We start from the raw sequence: 18,491 nt of genomic DNA on the forward strand, positions 1-18,491 counted from the left end.
TTGGTGAAGTAACTGTTTCAACACTTGATGTGCTATTATTAATAGTCAATACTAACGTCTCTGTATGATTACATCCATCTGCATTAGTAGTCACGTGAGTAACTGTAGTCGATGCATAGTATGTTTCATCATTTCCTAATGGTCCTTCCCATGTATAACTACCACCACATTGTGTTATAGTTGTAGTGTTTGATGTACTATAATTAATGGTTAATACCAATGTTTCTGTAACACACCCAACGGTTTCTGTGATTTCATCAGAATCAGTATAATTCACACCAGTAACCGGCCAATAATAACTTTCACATTCTGTTATTTCAGTTGTGTTTATTGTACTTGGAGTAATGGTCAAAGCTAATGTTTGTGTATTACAGCCAGAAACAAATGTAGGAGCTGTAGTTGGTGTACTAGTATATGTTTGTCCATTTCCTGCTAACCACTTATACGTGTCACAAGCTGAAATCGTTGTTGTTCCAGTTGTGCTTGGTGTAATAGTTAAGTTCAATGTTTCTGTTTGAGGACAATTGGCTGAATTTGTACTAGTTGCTGTACGTTGACCACTTGTTGTATAAGTAGCTCCATTAACCGACCAAGTATATGTATCACATGCCGTAGCATTTGTCGTATTTGATGTTGATGCATTAATTGTCAAGTTCAATATCTCTGTTTGAGGACAATTGGCGGAATTAGTACTAGTTACTGTACGTTGACCACTTGTAGTGTAAGTCGCTCCATTAACAGCCCATGTATATGTATCACATGCTGTGGCAGTTGTAGTGTTTGATGTTGATGCATTAATCGTCAAGTTCAATGTCTCTGCTTGAGGACAATTTGCTGCATTAGTACTAGTTCCTGTGTATGTACCACCGGTAGTATAAGTAGCTCCATTGACTGACCAAGAATACGTATCACATGCTGTAGCAGTTGTCGTATTTGATGTTGATGAATTAATGATCAAATTCAATATATCTGTATGGGGACATCCTGCAGCATTTGTACTAGGTACTGTGAAATTACCACCTGTCGTATAAGCGTTATTATTAACTGACCAAGTATAACTATCACATGCTGTAACACTTTCTACTGAAGTTGAACTGTTATTAATTGTTAAATGTAAAGTAGCTGTATTTGTACAACCAGATGCATTAGTACTTGCAAAAGTATAATCTCCACTTGTAGTGTATGTTGTACCATTCCATGTATAAGAGTCACATGCTGTAGCACTCTCTTCTGAAGTTGTTGTTTTATTTTCAGTTATAACAACACTTGCTGTAGATGAACAACCATTAGCCGAGGTAACTGTTACTGTATAAGTACCGGCTGCAGTTACACTAAGGTTTTCCGAAGTTCCTACTACATTAGTTCCATTAGACCAAGAATAACTTGTCCCTCCAGTTGCTGTTAGAGCAATTGTTGCAGTATCACAAGTTAAAACATTTGTGTTTGTATTATTTGTAATTCCTGCTGTAACGTTACATGCTATACCTGTAATTACAAAATTATCAACTCTACTTGTACCTCCAGTAGCTACAGTTCCATTTCCTATTGAAGTTGTATTTGCATCGACCAATCTTATGTATACAGCTGATTTATTATTTAAAGCCGTAATTGAACTTAAATCAAATGATCTAACGGCAGCTGATCTGTAATTAGTTGTTGACCATCCAGTAGCATCAAGTGTATACGTACCACCTGGTAAATCAGTATAAGAAGTACCATTAGTACTATATTGAACTTTAAATGTCGATGGCCCTGTTGAACTTCCTGTTTGATCAACAGCAATAGCAAGATTATGATAGTTTGAAGTATTTAACTTAAATTGCCAATAATCACCAACAGCCCAAAACGTAGATGATACTGATTTTGCAGAACCATTCCCAGAAGGGTTAGACCAAACTGTAGATGTACTTGCGTGATTTGCACTAAATAAACTACCTGAAGTTTGAAGACCTTGATCTGCTACAGCAGAACCAGTAACAGCAACATTACTTCCAGAACCTGTTGTTGTGATAGCATCAAAAGTCCATTTAGAAATAGCGGTTAATACAATTTGCGTTTGATTTACATCTGTTGCTGCATTGTATAAATTATTACCCGCTTGTGAAACAGTTATAGTAGTTGATCCAGGACCAACAATAGTCACAACATTACCGCTAATTGTAGCTACAGCCGAATTTGAACTAGCATAACTTAAAGGTAAAGCTGAAGAAGCAGAACCTCCTAAAGTAAATGAAGTGTCAGCTGTAGATCTATTAACCAAAGCATTAAAAGTAATTATTTGATTAGCTTTATTTATAGTAATTGTTTGCGATACATCTGACGCTGCATTATAATTTGCATTACCTGCTTGAGATGCAGTAATAGTAACATCCCCAACACCGATAATAGTTGCAACATTACCAGAAATAGTAAGGATATTAGTATCAGAACTAGTAAAAGTTACAGGAAGACCTGAAGCTCCACCGGTAGCAATCAAATTGAATGCTGTATCTCCATAAGATTTTGAAGGTATCGCATCAAAAAGTATTGTTTGATTAGCCAAATTTATATTTGCCACTAATCCAGATGGCTGAGTTAAAGTGTAACGACTTGCATCGACACCATTTAACACAAAGTTTGGAGTTACAGCAATATCTATTCCTGCATTTGCAGAAGCAAACGTAGCCGCATTACTTAAAATAACATCATCTGCACCTATTACTCCATTCAAATCTGCCGAAGTAATTGTCGCAACAGTAGTTCCATCATAATCTTTATTTGCAACAACAATGTTTGAAATCGTTACAGTTTTAGTATTTACAACTAATGATTGAGACACATTTGGTGCTGGATTATGAGTACTATCACCAGCTTGAGTAGCAGTAATAATTGTTGTTCCTGGTGAAAGAATAGTTACAACATCACCTGAAACAGAAGCAACAGAAGGATTTGAACTAACATAAGTAATAGCCAAACTTGAATCAGTTGTTCCACTTAATGTAAATGTACCATCACCATAAGTAACAGGGTATAAAGGACCAAAAGTAATCGTTTGATTAGCTAATTGTGTATTAATAATTGTTTGAGTCTGATCAACAGAAGTAGCCGCATTATAATTATCATTACCAACTTGAGATGCTGTTATCGTTGTTATACCTGGAGCAACAATTGTAGCTGTAGTTCCAGAGATAGTAACAACTGATGTATTTGAACTAGAATAACTAACAGACAATCCTGAAGAAGCTGTTGCATCTAAATTAAATGAACCATCAGTATCATTTTTATCAGAAATCGTATTGAAAGTTATAGTTTGATTTGCTTTAGCAACTACTAAATCTTGAGAAACATCAGAAGCAGCAAAATAATTAGCATCACCTGATTGTGAAGCTGTAATTGAAGTTGTACCCGCACCTACAATTGTTACAGTATTTCCGGAGATAGTTGCAACTGCAGTATTAGAACTTGAATATGTTAAAGCTAAACCAGAAGTAGAAATACCATTCAAACTGAATGATGCATCACCATAAGTTTTACCAGACAATGTATTAAATGTAATTACTTGATTTGCTTGAGCAACTGAAATCAGTAGGGGTTTAGTATCAGTACCTGATACATTTGTAGCACTTAAAGAAACATTAAAAGTACCTGCCACAGTTGGCGTTCCTGAAATAACTCCAGTCGTAGTATTAATAGACAATCCAGATGGCAATCCTGTAGCAGAATAGCTAGTAGGTGAATTTGTGGCTGTAGTAGCATAAGTAAATGCTAAACCAACTGTACCACTGTCAGTTAATACACTAGTAATTGAAGGAGCTGGTAATTGATTAACAAAACCATTAAATTGGAAACTGTTAACACTAAACGTTCCACCAGCAGCACTTGCTCCCCATCCATAAAGTCTAAATTTTATAGCAGTTGTAATATTTTGATAACTTAGTCCTGATAAAGTAATTGTAGACCCTGTTATAGTAGCACTTCCAATATTACTTCCAAAACTATCCAAACTAGAACGTAAAGCTACTGATGTTGCACCAGTTCCAGAAGCTTGACCTGTATAAATGAAATTTTCAAAACTAATAGTAAAACCAGAATTAGGTGTTAAAGTAAACTCAAAATAATCATTAATATCTAAAGAGGTAGAATTCCATCCTGAAGCAGTATAGCGATCGTTAGCGTTAGTTCCTGCAATACCTGTTCCTCTCCCAATTCCGCTTACAGTAATATTTGAGTTGGTTATTTGACCAGTAGTATATGGATTTGATGTATTAGGATTTGTTCCAGTAATGGGATTAGAGAATATATTAGCTGCAATAGCAGTAACCGTCAATACTTGGCTGGCTTGTGTAGCTGCATTATAATTATCATTACCTGCTTGATTTGCTGTAATAGTAGCAGTACCAGCACCTACAATAGTTACAGTATTTCCACTGATGGTAATAACTGAAATATCAGGAGAAGTATAGGTGATTGGCAAACCTGAATCAGCATTTTGTGGTAATGTATAAGGAACTGAAGCGGTAGTTTTAGTATCCGTTGCGGCCATAGTAATGGTTTGTTCAGCTTTAGCAATGCTGAAACTAAAATCTGCTGATGTAGCTTCTTCATAGTTAGCATCTGTTGCCACAGTAGCCACTACTGTATATTCACCTGCATTAGTTGGTCTTGTTGAGCTTGGACCATAAACAGTTTGCGAAACACCATTATAACTATAAGTAACAGCACCTGTTGAACCTGTAACATTTGAATTAGTTGGCCCTTGAGCTGTTGTATTATATGTATATGAAGATGAACCTGTAACTGATATAGAAGAAGCAGCTTTGTTGATAGTAGCAGTAATTCCTGTTGGTTGAGCTACAGTATAATTTGAAGCCGAAGTACCATTTAAAGTATATCCTAAAACTGTAATTGTTTTAGCAATACCTGCGGTTGCATTAGCAAAATTATAGGTAACAGTAGTATTATTTATTATCACATTATCAGAACCAACCACTCCAACTAATGATGGAGTTCCTGTTACTGAAGCACTCGTTGTAGCATCATACGTTTTATCAACTCCTGTAAGACCTGTGATAGATAATCCTTTTGGAGCTACTGTACTACTAGACGAGGCTATGGTAACTTCAGCAGCATCTTGACTATTTAAAGTAATATTTCCTGAATAGATTCCCACTGCATTTGTAGCCATTAAACGAACATATATTGGAGTACTTGACACACTACCTGTGCCACCAATTGTAATAGAACTTGCATAACCACTATCACTTGAAGTTGAAACCTCAAATCCTGTTGGAGCTGTTACTGTAATAACTCCTAATAAAGTTGCACCAGAAACATTAAAACTATCTGTAGTTGAAGCAGTTCCATAAATTGTAGAAAGCGCATTTAAAGAAGTTTTATTTGTGGATATTGTTGGCGCTGAAGGAGCTACAGGAGTTCCTTGAACAGTTGAAGACGGAGTTCCATCTCCGGCAACATTAACTGCTAAAAGTTGAACATCATAAGTTGTTCCATTAGTCAATCCAGTAATTATAATTGGACTAGAAGTTGTTCCTGCAGATACAAAAGTTGAACCTCCATTTATAGAATATTTGTAATTTATAACTGTAGTTCCTCCATTAAATGTAGGAGCAGAAAAGGCAACACTTAACTGAGAATTTCCAGCTGTGATACCTGTTATAGACGGAGCGTCAGAAATTGTTCTTGGAGTTGCAGACACACTAGATGTAGCCACTCCATTACCTGCAGCGTTTACCGCTCTTAATTGAACTGAATAGGTTGTTCCATTTGTTAAACCTGATACTACTATAGGACTAGTTGTAGAACCTGCAGAAGTAAATGTTGAACCTCCATTTAATGAATATTCATAATTTGTTACAGCAGACCCACCGTTAGCACCAGCAGAAAAAGCTAATGATAATTGAGAATTTCCTCCAGTTACAGTTAAACCAGTTACAGCAGAAGGTGTTGTAAACGGAGTTCCTGATACAGTATTAGAGGCTGCTCCATCACCTGCAACGTTTACAGCTACAAGTTGAACATTGTAAGCAGTTCCATTTGTTAATCCAGAGATTGAAACAGGACTTGTAGTTTGCGCTGGAGAGAAAGCCGTAAAAGACGAACCTCCATCTAATGAATATTTATAATTGGTTACGGATGCACCACCATTAGAACCTGAAGTAAATGCAACTGATAAATTACCGTTCCCAGGAGTTATACCTGTAATTGTTGATGCAGAAGGTACTGTTCTTGGAGTTCCGCTTACAGAGTTAGAGGCCGCACCATCACCTACGCTATTGACAGCCTTGATTGTGATACTATAAGCAGTTCCATTAGTTAAAGTTGACAAAACAAAAGGACTTGTTGTTGTTCCAAGAGAAGAATATGCACCTCCATTAATAGAACATTTGTAATCTGTAATTGTTGCACCACCATCAGATGAGGGAGTTGTAAAAGCAACTCTCAACTGACCATTACCAGGAGTAATTGTACCAATTGTTGGAGCTCCTGGAACAGAACTTGAAGAAGCAGGCAAAGAATTATATACAGCAACATCATCAATCTCAAATTGAGTTGTAGTTGCATATATTCTGAAAGCTGATGCTGATAAACTAGACGTTGCAGAATTGTATTGATTTACAAAAATTCCATTCACCCAAACATCAACTTTATTGGATGGCAAAGATATCGAACTACCATATGTTAAAGCAGAAGCAGAATTATTAAACACCAAAGCAACAGTGTAAGATGTAGAGGCTGCAATTGTTTGTACAGTTGTCCATGCTCCACCACTTCTAATTTGAAGATTAGTACCTGATACTTGAAAAGCTGCAGATAACTGAGCTCCTGTAAAACCGTTAGCAGAACCGAAAGAAGCACCTGTTCCCACACCACTTAACATAACAGCACCTGTCAAAGTGCTAGGAGTCAAAAACTTAAAAACAAAAGTCCCACTTGAAAAAGATGTCAGACCCGTTTTATCTATAGTAGAAATGGACCCTCCATTAGCTCCTAATAAAGCAGAACTTCCAGAACCGCCCGAGACAGTAAAAGGATTTTTAGCCTTTATTTGATTAGTAAAAGTACCTCCTGTAGATGTACCTAAACGAACAAAACTAAAAGCGGTATTACTTGTAGTCAAGTTAGTTCCGTTAGCCAAAGTTCCGAAATTTTCAGAAAATATGGGGCTTGACAATGTTCCTTGTCCATAACTCATTTTTGAAATAAGCAAAAAAAACATAGCAAAACTCCATAACAACAAAGAATTCGATTTCCTAAAAAGTAAAATGTTTTTCATAAATAATTGAATATGATTAAATTCGATAACGAAAGTATCATCAAAACCTAATTCAATCATATAAAAGATATTAACTAATTGTTAAATAATTTCTAAAAATCAATTGGTCGGTATTTTATGCAGTTGGTCGTTGGTAATAAAAGTTATAAAAAATTACATGCAAGAAATATAGTATAAAAAATCGAAAGCTGAAGAAATAAAAAAATAGATATATCCAAACTTAGCTACTTCGAGTATTAAGTCTTATTAATAAAGAAACCAACATATATAAATCCGAGAAAGGAAGATAGACTGATAGTCATAGCCTAGCATTTTCTCAAAACAGAATACACAATCACACAAAACCGTACTGTTTTGAAAATTCGAATTCTAAACTTAAAACGCAAAGACAAATCTATATAATAACAATACCATTTTCATCATCTGCTCAAGAAAAGAACCCTTCCATCAGCGCGATTGAAAATCTGTACAATTAACGTTCAAAAAAAATTAGGTAACTTATCACAAAAAAAATGGACAACTTTGTGAAACCATCAACTACTAGGAAAAATAATTGTATTATGTGGCAATACAAAAACTAAAAACTCAAAACTTAAAATTAATCTTAACCTCTGCCCTTATGAATACTGTTTCTTATAATACTCCTGATAAGCTCCGGAAGTAACATTTCTAAGCCAATCTTCATTGGACAAATACCAATCGATTGTTTTTTCTAAACCTTGCTCAAAAGTAACCGAAGGTTTCCAACCCAATTCTTTGTTTATTTTTGAAGCATCAATCGCGTAACGCAAATCGTGACCTGGTCGGTCTTTAACGTAAGTAATTAATTTTTCAGACTCGCCTACTGCTCTACCCAACTTTGCATCCATTTGTTGGCAAAGCAATTTCACCAAATCAATATTCTGCCATTCGTTAAAGCCACCTATATTATAGGTTTCATGATTTTTGCCTTCGTGAAAAACCAAATCAATAGCGATAGCATGATCTATAACATAAAGCCAATCACGAGTATATTTCCCATCACCATAAACCGGTAGTGGTTTGTTATTAATAATATTATGAATGAACAATGGAACCAGTTTTTCAGGAAAATGATTGGGTCCGTAATTATTAGAGCAATTGGTAATAACATAAGGTAAACCATAGGTCTCACCATAGGCTCTGACAAAATGGTCAGAACTCGCTTTCGAAGCTGAATACGGTGAATTAGGATCATATGGTGTAGTTTCGGTAAACAACCCTTCGGCACCCAGACTTCCATAAACCTCATCGGTAGAAATATGATAAAATCGTTTGCCGTCGTAATTGTCTTTCCAAATAGTTTTAGCGGCATTTAATAGATTCATTGTGCCAATAACGTTGGTTTTCACAAACGCTAATGGATCTGTTATAGAACGATCTACATGCGACTCGGCTGCCAAATGCAACACGCCGTCAAATTGGTGTTTTTGAAATAGATCATTGATAAAATCAGCATCAACGATATCGCCTTTTACAAATGTATAATTGGGCAATTGCTCAATATCTGCTATATTCTCAAGATTGCCTGCATAGGTCAAGGCATCCAAATTAAAAATTTGATAATTTGGGTATTTTGTTACAAATCGTCTCACCACATGAGAACCAATAAATCCTGCTCCGCCTGTAATTAATATCTTTTTCATTTTTTTAAACTTAAACAATTATTCGTAAATTTTTACCATTAAGAAGTTAAGCATTATCATTATGAAAAGTTAAGCTTAATGGAACTCTTAATTTACCTTAACTTTTCTTAATGTTAAAAACAAAAAAACTTCCTCCTACTCAAAATCAAAAACCGAAAACTGCTAACAGACAACCGTTATAATCTTCCGTCTGCTTTTTCATTCAACACACCTTTGACATCAAACAGCACTCCGTTTGCCTTTTTTAATTTAGACAAATCAATAGTCGTAAATTCTTTATGCGCAACCCCTAAAACGATAGCGTCAAAAGTAGTTGATGGTAATTCATTGGTAGTACTTAATTTATATTCATGCTTTACTTCAGAAGGTTTTGCCCAAGGATCAAAAATGGCAACTTCTATTCCATAATCCTGAAAAGCATGAACCACATCTACAATTTTGGTGTTTCTAACATCGGGACAATTTTCTTTAAACGTAATGCCCAGCATTAATAGCTTGGCTCCATTGATAGCAACTCCTTTTTTAATCATCAGCTTAACTACTTGTGAGGCTACATATTCTCCCATACTATCATTCAATCGTCTTCCTGCCAAAATAATTTCGGGATGGTATCCTTTTTCCTGAGCTTTTTGAGCCAAATAATACGGATCAACTCCGATACAGTGCCCGCCAACTAATCCTGGTTTGAAAGGTAAAAAGTTCCACTTGGTTCCTGCTGCTTCTAAAACGGCATGCGTATCGATTTCTAACAAATTAAAAATCTTTGCCAATTCGTTTACAAAAGCAATATTGATATCGCGTTGGGAGTTCTCAATTACTTTGGCAGCTTCAGCTACTTTTATGGATGGTGCCAAATGCGTTCCGGCAGTAATAACCGATTTATATAGGTTATTTACTTTTTGTCCTATTTCCGGAGTAGATCCTGAAGTAACCTTTAGAATTTTCTCCACCGTATGCTCTTTATCACCCGGATTGATTCTTTCGGGAGAATAACCAGCGAAGAAATCAATATTAAATTTCAAACCGCTTACTCTTTCCAAAACAGGAATACATTCTTCTTCTGTTACACCCGGATAAACGGTTGATTCATAAATTACGATATCACATTTTTTCAAAACTTTTCCAACCGTTTCACTCGATTTATATAAAGGAGTCAAATCGGGTCTGTTATTTTTGTCAACTGGAGTTGGAACTGTCACTATATAATAATTACAGTTTGCTATATCCTCCAAAGTGCTACTGCATAATAAGCCATTCGAATCAGATAATGAAGAAACAAGCACCTTGTTCAAAGTGTCTGCATCAATCTCTAAAGTTGAATCGACACCTGAATTCAATTCCTGAATCCTATTTTGATTGATATCAAATCCAACAACCGGATATTTAGTGGCAAATAATCTAGCTAATGGCAAACCTACATATCCCAATCCTATAACAGCAATTTTAATACTCATTGTTCTTTTGTTTCTGTTTTATAAAAACTAATAAATAACAACTGATAACCTTCACCTAACTTCCAATAGACTGAAAATTAAACCCAATCGCTTTCAATTTTTCACCATCTAAAATGTTTCTACCATCAAAAACAAAAGCTGGCTTTAGCATGTTGTCATAAATACGTTGCCAATCGTACTCTTTAAACTCATCCCATTCGGTCAGTATGGCAATTGCATGTGCATTTTTGCAAGCATCATAGGGATTGTCATACGATTTGATATATTTTTCATTATCTGAAGGTTTTCTAGTATCAAGATAATCCAAATCAGAAAGCACTTGTTTTTGGGAAACTTTTGGGTCAAACAAAGCAATATTTGCTTGTTCATTAATCAAATCATCGGCAACATAAATAGCGGCTGACTCTCTGGTATCGTTAGTGTCTTTTTTAAAAGCCCAGCCCAAAAAAGTTATCTTTTTACCCGAAACAGTATTATAAAGTGTCTGTACAATATTTTTGGAGAAACGTTTTTTTTGGTGGTCATTCATAATGATTACCTGTTCCCAATAATCGGCTACTTCATGCAAACCGAAAGCTTTTGAAATATAAACCAAATTCAAAATATCCTTTTGAAAACAAGAACCTCCAAATCCAACGGAAGCTTTCAAAAACTTAGGACCGATTCTACTGTCCATTCCAATAGCTTTAGCCACTTCACTAACATTAGCTTCTGTTTTTTCGCATAATTCTGAAATAGCATTAATAGAAGAAACGCGTTGCGCTAAGAAGGCATTAGCAACAAGCTTTGACAATTCCGATGACCAAACATTAGTAGTTAAAATTCGTTCTCTTGGAACCCAATTGGCATAGACATCAGCCAAAGAATTTATAGCTTCCTGTCCTTCAGGTGTTGTCTCACCTCCAATTAAAACCCGATCTGGGGATAGTAAATCTTCTACAGCGGTTCCTTCAGCTAGGAACTCCGGATTCGAAAGTATTTGAAATTGTACCCCGTTTCCAGTATTGTCTAAAATGCTCTTCAAAGCTTCGGCTGTTCTAACAGGCAAAGTCGATTTCTCAACAATGATTTTATTGTTTTTGGCTACTTTGGCAATTTGTCGGGCGCAAAGTTCGATATGCTTTAAATCGGCTGCCATACCTTTTCCGGTACCGTAAGTTTTGGTTGGCGTATTTACTGATATAAAAATCAAATCTGCTTCATCAATGGCCTTGTCAACTTCTGTAGAAAAAAACAAATTCTTCCCACGAACATTGCCAACCATTTCATTTAATCCAGGTTCATATATTGGAATATTATTAACATCTTTATCATTCCAAGCCGCTATCCGGGCTTCGTTTAAATCGACTACCGTAACTTTAATATCAGGACATTTTTGGGCAATAACTGCCATCGTTGGTCCACCAACATATCCTGCACCAATGCAACAAATATTTTTAATTTTCATGTTGATTTTTATTTTAAATTATTCCAATACCATTTCACCGCTTCTTTTAAACCGGCTTGAAAAGAGTATTTTGGATTATAGTTTAATAATTTTTTTGCTTTATCAATACTTGCCAAAGAATGAGGAATATCCCCAACTCGATTTGGGCCATGTACTACATCAATACCAGCAATAGCGGAATCAAATTCGGACAAGTATACTTTTAAGTAAGAAACCATATCATTTAGTGTTGTTCTATCACCAAAAGCGGTGTTATAAACAGTATTAATAGCTTCCGGATTTTGAGTCAACATAGCCAACTCATTCATATGAATAACATTATCTATATAAGTAAAATCTCTTGAAAAATTTCCGTCACCATTAATTATCGGACTTTCATGTTTCATCAATTGCATCACAAACTTTGGAATAACGGCAGCATAGGCACCATTAGGATCTTGTCTTCTTCCAAACACATTAAAATAACGCAATCCTATCGTTTCAAAACCATATGTATTACTGAAAATTTCAGCATATAACTCATTTACATATTTTGTAATAGCATACGGCGAAAGAGGTTTTCCAATTATATCCTCTACTTTTGGCAAAATTTCTGAATCACCATAAGTGGAAGAACTTGCAGCATAAATAAATCTTTTCACACCGGCGTCTCTTGAGGCAACAAGCATATTTAAAAAACCAGAAACATTAACTTCATTACTCGTAATAGGGTCATTTATAGAGCGTGGAACAGAACCCAACGCGGCCTGATGCAATACATAATCAACACCAATAACAGCATTTTTACATTGCTCTAAATTTCTAATATCACCTTCTATTAATTTAAAATTTTTATGTTGCAGAAATTCGGTAATATTATGTTTATGACCTGTAGCAAAATTATCAAGGCAAATAACAAAATATCCTTTAGACAAAAAATATTCACACAAATTAGTACCAATAAATCCGGCACCACCAGTTATTAATACTGTATTTTTAATTATTTCCATTACTAAATTTTTTCAATATTCGATATTTCCATTTAGCGAAAAATCCTTTAGGTTCTTCATCTTCATGATAGCCGTTTCCATAGCCATAACCGTAGCCGTAGCCGTAGCCATAGCCGTAGCCAGCACCATATTTTGCTTTATTTTCATAACCATTAAATATGATGCTTACATTGTTAAGCTCGCCACGCTTGGTTCTGTTATTTAATAACGTTAACATTTCTTTTTTGGTGAAATTCTGACGTATTATATATAAGGTAACATCACAATATTGAGATAATTCTAGAGCATCAGAAACTAATCCAACAGGTGGCGTATCAAGTATAATATAATCATACTTTTTCTTTAACTCTCCTATCATTTCTTTCATAGAATCCCCAAGAATTAATTCTGAAGGGTTAGGAGGAATTGGTCCAGATGTAATAACATCAAGATAAGGAATCTGTGTTTTTTTAATAACTTCCTCAAGTGTATTTTGACCGATTAAAAAATTAACAGCACCGATTTCGTTTTGGATATTAAAATCATCAAAGATTTTTGGTTTTCTTAAATCCAATCCCAGAATAATAGTCTTCTTTTCGCTTAACGCAAAGACTGTAGCAATATTTAAGGAACAATATGTTTTTCCTTCACCACTAACAGAGGATGTTAGCATTAACGTTTTTGAACCATCAATGTTATTTTTTTTATATAAAAACTGTAAAGAGGAACGAATGGCTCTAAAGGATTCAGAAAGGGCAGATTTTGGTCTTTCAAAAACTGACAAATTACTTTCTGAATGTTTAACACCAACTATACCGATCAATGGCAATTGGGTTTGAGATGAAATATCTTCAATATTTTGAACTGAATTACTAATAAAGAAAATGAAAAAAACCAATGCTAATGGGATTAATATTCCCATAAAGAAAGCTAAGACATAGTTGACACTGGTTTTTGGACCTAATAAACCGCCGCCAACATCTTTGGCAGGATCAATAAATTGTATGTCTGATAAGTTAGCTGCTTTAACTATAGATGCCTCGCTTCTTTTTTGTAAAAATGTATTGTAGATATTATCACTTAAATTGTACTTTCTTGATAACTTTAACCATTCCTGTTTGTTTTCGGGAAGCCTGCTGATTTCACTTTCAATTTTTGCAATTTTTTTATTTACCCCATTTAAGTCATACTGCAATGAATTTCTGTAAGTTGATTCGTTTTCAAGCAATACTTTCTTTATTGATTGTATTTCATTATCCAATCTTTCATAAGAGAATGTACCCTTTACAGAATATTCTAATTCCGAACGCTGTATCGATAAAGCTATTATTTTGCCAACATTCGTATTAATGTTTGGTTCATCAATTCCGGCAATAGTCGGCGCCGGCAATTTTGAAAAATCAACGCTATTCTTTAAATAACTTCTTAATGAACTTAAATATGCTATTTTTCTTTCTACAGCATCTTTTTGGGCATCATAATCCAACAATTGATTTTTAAAGCTTGTTCCGCCTTGTTCAATATCAATTATGTTGTTGTTTTTACCAAAATCCTTTATTTCATCACCTGAGTTTTTTAATTGTTTCTCCATTGAGCCTAGGGTCTCATCAATGAAACTTATAGTATTATCGGCAAATTTATTCTTATTGTCTAGCTGTCTTTTAATTAATACATTGACTGTAGTATTAAGAAAATCAACCATCCTGTCTTTATTTGTTCCTTGCACACCTATTTTAAGAATGGAACCCGCTTTTTCATCAATTACAACATTTAATCCCATACATGCAGAAACAGTATTATCAAAAGAATTGAACCTAACTAATATTTCTTCATTGAAGTTATTCTCTTCAAAATTTGATATGTCTAATTTCCAATTAAGGAAGGGCAAATTAACCGTTTCGCCAATTTTAAATATTTCCTTGAATTCTTTATTTTCTATTGGAACTATTGATTTTTTATTATCAATGTATCTTATAACTTGTGCAGTATTGGTCTGAAAAGGAATAGTAATTTGATACGAATTATTTGAAACCATTTTTACTTTTATAAACTGGCCGAATAATTGATTTTTATTTTTATCTAAGGTTATTTTGAATGGAACCTGACCATAAACATCCTGTAAAAAATATTTTGTTTGTTTGAAATAATCAATATAAAATTGTAATTTATCAACTACTAATTCATTATGCGATCTTGATTTTAAAGTAGTAGAAATCATCTGAACTTTATCAGAAGTTCCACCCCAATTAAAAACTAAACTTGTATTTGAAGTAAAAAACGGATTGTTTTCTTCCTGAACTGCTATAGTGGTTTCAATACCATATATCTTTTGTTTCCTAACATTAACTTGATGGGCAATAGAAAACGCGATAATTAGCCCAACCACAAACCACTTCCAATAACTCAACGTTTTAATTAAAAAACCTTTAAAATCAAAGCTGTTTTGTTTATCAAAAAAAGTAAAATCTTTTACGTCTAACATGAAAAATGGTGTTAATTTCTAAGAAGCAAATAAGTGGTTGTTGCTAACGATATGAGAGCAATTATTGAAGTCAGTGATTCAATACCAGTTTTTCCTGTACCCCATGTTTTTTGTTTCAATGGATTAACCAATATATAATCATTTGGCTGTAGATAAAAACAAGGTGAATTAACCGCTTTGGCATCTGTTAAATCTATACTGAAGGTTTGATTACCTTGAGGAAATCTTCTTATTACTTTTACATTTTTTCTGTCACCGGTAATTGGAATATCTCCAGAATTAGCAATAGCTTCCATGATATTAACCTTGTCTTGATATAATATTTTTGTCCCAGTACTCCCAACTTCTCCATTTATAGTATATCGAAAACCTGCTAACTTCACAACCACATAAACTCCCGCTTCATTTTTAAAATATTTGTCTAAAAGTATTTTTTCAATTTTAATTCTCACTTCTTCAACTGTAAAGCCTAAAACATTCATCTCACCAAGAATAGGCAATCTGATGTTGCCATGGTCATCAACAGAATATCCATTGTAATAAATGCTTTGTTCATTAACATTTCCTGTCGCTGCCGCTCCTTCTGTATTATTAAAAATTGCAACTAATTTTGGATCTATAGCTTTTACATTGATGCTTAAGATATCATTAGTTTGAAGTCGATACGGATTTTGATTAGAAGGAGTTACTATTTCATTAGTAGCAGTTTTTTTTTCTTGTAAATAAATCAAATCTTTTTTTGGGATACAAGAAGCAACTAAAATGCTCAGAAGAAGCAGTAAATATATTTTAGATTTGTTCATTATTTTAAATAAAAAATTAGCAAACAAAGATAGTTTTTCAATTCTAATTACAAAAATGTAGCTTGCTATTATTTAGTTATATATTTTTTAAGGTGTTTTCAAAAGGTATCCGGTTCAAAATACTTCGTCCCAAAGTAACCTCATCGGCGTATTCTAATTCATCGCCAACTGCAATTCCGCGGGCAATGGTAGATGTTTTTACTTCATAATCTTTTATTCTTTTAAAAATATAAAAATTAGTCGTATCTCCTTCCATTGTTGAGCTTAGCGCAAAAATTAACTCTTCAACTTTTCCCAATTTTACTTTTTCAACCAAAGAATCAATATTTAATTGACTTGGACCAACACCATCAATTGGAGAAATTTTACCTCCTAAAACATGATAAATTCCTTTAAATTGATTCGTGTTTTCAATGGCCATAACATCGCGAACATCTTCAACAACACAAATTATTTTATGATTTCTATTGGGATTATTACATATTTCACAAACTTCGACGTCGGAAATATTGTGACAACTTGTACAAAATTTAATTTCCTCACGCATTTTTGTTAATGCTTGAGATAAAAATTGGGTTTGTTCCGAAGGCTGTTTTAATAAATGTAAGACCAACCGCAAAGCTGTTCGCTTTCCAATTCCCGGTAATTGAGCTATTTCGTTTACTGCTTTTTCAAGCAATTTTGAAGAAAATTCCATAGGGCAAAAGTAGGTAATTTGAAAATTAGATGATTTTAAAATTTGAAAATGTTTTATTAAGCTTTAAAAAAAGATGTTGTTGAAACAATGCTAATGAAATAAAGAATTTTGACTTTATGAATTAAATCATTTTGAAATCTTCAAATTTTCAAATTACCACATTAATTTTGTATTTTGGTTGCCAATAAAATTAACTCTATGTCACCAACAACTATTCTTATCATTATTATTCTTTATTTCGGAATATTGATTTTAATTTCCAATTTGGTCAGCAAAAAAAGCTCCGATAATGATACGTTTTTTAAAGCCAATAAAAACTCGAAATGGTATTTAGTTGCCTTTGGAATGATTGGGACAGCCTTGTCTGGAGTTACTTTTATTTCTGTTCCCGGTGAAGTGGGAAATCCCGATTTGCAGTTCAAATATTTTCAGTTTATTCTCGGAAATGCAATTGGATTTTTAATCATTGCCAAAGTCTTGCTCCCGCTCTATTACCGCATGAATCTGACATCGATTTACAGTTATATTGAACAGCGTTTAGGTGTTGTTAGTTATAAAACGGCGGCTACTATTTTCTTAATCAGCAGAACAATTGGTTCTTCTTTTCGATTGTATTTAGTGGTTATTGTATTGCAACGTTATGTATTTGATGCATTCAATGTTCCATTTGCGTTAACAGTTTTGATTTCTTTGGGATTAATATTTTCTTACACCTATCGCGGTGGATTAAAAACCATTATTATTACAGATACGTTACAAACTTTTTTCTTAGTTTCTTCAGTGTTTTTGACGATAATTTTTGTTTGTCATAGTCTTGATTTTGGAGCAATCGAAGCTTTTGAAGCCGTAAAAAATAGTAATTATTCTAAAGTGTTTTTCTATGAAGATTACCTGAAAGGCAACTTTGTCCTAAAGCAAATTCTAGGCGGAATTTTCGTAACTATAGCCATGGTTGGGCTAGACCAAGATTTGATGCAAAAAAATCTGAGTTGCGCAAACATAGGTGAAGCACAAAAAAACATGTTTACCTTCACGGGAATTTTTGTTATAATCAATATTTTCTTTTTGAGTGTGGGTGCTTTGCTTTACATGTTTGCTGAGAAAAATGGCATCCAAATTCCAATGATAGATGGTGTGGCAAGAACCGATTATTTATTTCCTGAAATTGCTTTCAAACATTTGAGCATTGTGCCGGCAATCATCTTTTTATTGGGACTAACTGCCGCTACATTTGCCACAACCGATTCGGCTTTGACCGCTTTGACAACATCATTTTGCGTCGATTTTTTAGGAATGGATAAAACCGAAAATCAAAAGAAACCCAACATAATAAGAACGCGTCATTATGTGCATATTGGCTTTTCAATGCTGATGTTTTTGGTTATTATAATTTTTAATTCACTAAATGACAAGTCGGTAGTTACGATGATTTTTAAAGTGGCAAGTTATACGTATGGACCACTTTTAGGATTGTATGCCTTTGGTTTATTTATGAAATCGAAAACGGTGCACGACAAGTTTGTGCCTTTTATTTGCTTACTTTCTCCACTGATTTGCTTTCTTATTAGTAAAAATTCAGTAGCACTTTTTGGAAATTATGTAATTGATAACGAACTGATTATCGTAAATGGATTAATTACTTTCCTTGGTTTGTTGTTGATTAGTAAACCTGCAACAGAGAATACACGTTATTAATACTGAAA

9 protein-coding genes are annotated in these 18,491 nt (G+C 34.0%); 1 reads left to right on the top strand and 8 read right to left on the bottom strand.

Annotated elements, in window-relative coordinates; genetic code table 11:
• The 8 genes from ACOYLP_RS01425 to recR form a co-directional block, all read right to left on the bottom strand.
• On the bottom strand, window positions 1–7,333 hold a 7,333-nt coding region (locus ACOYLP_RS01425; RefSeq protein WP_422854390.1), incomplete at its 3' end, for a beta strand repeat-containing protein.
• 557 nt (window positions 7,334–7,890) lie between these two features.
• The gene (rfbB, locus tag ACOYLP_RS01430) at window positions 7,891–8,937 is read right to left on the bottom strand and encodes a dTDP-glucose 4,6-dehydratase (RefSeq protein WP_422854391.1); all 1,047 of its coding nucleotides are present in this window, start codon (window positions 8,935–8,937) and stop codon (window positions 7,891–7,893) included.
• A gap of 176 nt (window positions 8,938–9,113) precedes the next feature.
• Window positions 9,114–10,391, bottom strand: coding sequence for a nucleotide sugar dehydrogenase (locus tag ACOYLP_RS01435; RefSeq protein ID WP_422854392.1), 1,278 nt, complete (start codon window positions 10,389–10,391; stop codon window positions 9,114–9,116).
• A gap of 55 nt (window positions 10,392–10,446) precedes the next feature.
• Window positions 10,447–11,838, bottom strand: a complete 1,392-nt coding sequence (locus ACOYLP_RS01440) for a UDP-glucose 6-dehydrogenase (RefSeq protein WP_422854393.1) — start codon at window positions 11,836–11,838, stop codon at window positions 10,447–10,449.
• A gap of 8 nt (window positions 11,839–11,846) precedes the next feature.
• The gene (locus ACOYLP_RS01445; RefSeq protein ID WP_422854394.1) at window positions 11,847–12,827 is read right to left on the bottom strand and encodes an SDR family oxidoreductase; all 981 of its coding nucleotides are present in this window, start codon (window positions 12,825–12,827) and stop codon (window positions 11,847–11,849) included.
• Window positions 12,814–15,288, bottom strand: a complete 2,475-nt coding sequence (locus tag ACOYLP_RS01450; protein ID WP_422854395.1) for a polysaccharide biosynthesis tyrosine autokinase — start codon at window positions 15,286–15,288, stop codon at window positions 12,814–12,816. The genes ACOYLP_RS01445 and ACOYLP_RS01450 overlap by 14 nt, the downstream gene beginning before the upstream one ends.
• An 11-nt stretch (window positions 15,289–15,299) precedes the next feature.
• A complete protein-coding gene (locus ACOYLP_RS01455) occupies window positions 15,300–16,091 on the bottom strand; it encodes a polysaccharide biosynthesis/export family protein (protein WP_422854396.1) in 792 nt (263 codons plus the stop codon).
• Window positions 16,092–16,167: 76 nt separating this feature from the next.
• On the bottom strand, window positions 16,168–16,788 hold the full coding sequence (gene recR / locus ACOYLP_RS01460; protein ID WP_422854397.1) for a recombination mediator RecR: 621 nt from the start codon (window positions 16,786–16,788) through the stop codon (window positions 16,168–16,170).
• A gap of 198 nt (window positions 16,789–16,986) precedes the next feature.
• Between recR and ACOYLP_RS01465 the strand changes: the two genes are divergently transcribed.
• Complete coding sequence (locus ACOYLP_RS01465) at window positions 16,987–18,483, top strand: sodium:solute symporter (protein WP_422854398.1); 1,497 nt, start codon at window positions 16,987–16,989, stop codon at window positions 18,481–18,483.
• Window positions 18,484–18,491: the final 8 nt, after the last annotated feature.

This window comes from Flavobacterium sp. (genome assembly GCF_049318325.1).
In the GTDB taxonomy this organism is placed as follows: domain Bacteria; phylum Bacteroidota; class Bacteroidia; order Flavobacteriales; family Flavobacteriaceae; genus Flavobacterium.